The sequence below is a fragment of the Campylobacter concisus genome (assembly GCF_002914195.1).
Taxonomy (GTDB): Bacteria; Campylobacterota; Campylobacteria; order Campylobacterales; family Campylobacteraceae; genus Campylobacter_A; species Campylobacter_A concisus_M.
Genome location: NZ_PPAU01000129.1, coordinates 1 through 451, shown reverse-complemented (window position 1 = coordinate 451; position 451 = coordinate 1). Strand labels below are relative to the sequence as shown.

The 451-nt window shown below is 32.2% G+C and carries 1 protein-coding gene; it reads left to right on the top strand.

The window, feature by feature from the left end; all coding sequences use genetic code 11:
- On the top strand, window positions 1-451 hold a 451-nt coding region (locus CYP28_RS10435; RefSeq protein ID WP_181000445.1), incomplete at both ends, for a hypothetical protein.

Genomic DNA, 451 nt, shown 5'->3' with positions numbered 1-451 from the left:
ATATGAAGCAATGCTGGACAAGCTATCTTTTGATGAAAGATTAAGTTTAGTTAAACCATTAAACACGCTCTATACAGATGCTGGCAACCTAGTTAAGGCAAGTCCAGAATTGAAAGAGAATGAGCAATACTTTTCGGCAAGCATATCTTATGAGCTTAGCCTAAAAACGCTTACCGAAGATCTTAAATTTAGAAAAAAGGACGTTGAGAGCCTTTTGTGGAGCTGCAAGGAACTTTCTGCTCAATGTGATCAAAACTTTGAGTATATGGGGCAAAAGAATACTAGCAAGAGCATATATATGAAAAACGATGTTTTTACTGACTTACGTTCAAAGGAATTTGATGAATACTGCATAAATGTATTAGAGCAAAAAGAAATTTTAAGCAAAATTGAAACAAATAGTATCATTAACAATATATCACAAAATAATAATTATAATAAGAGTCCAAAA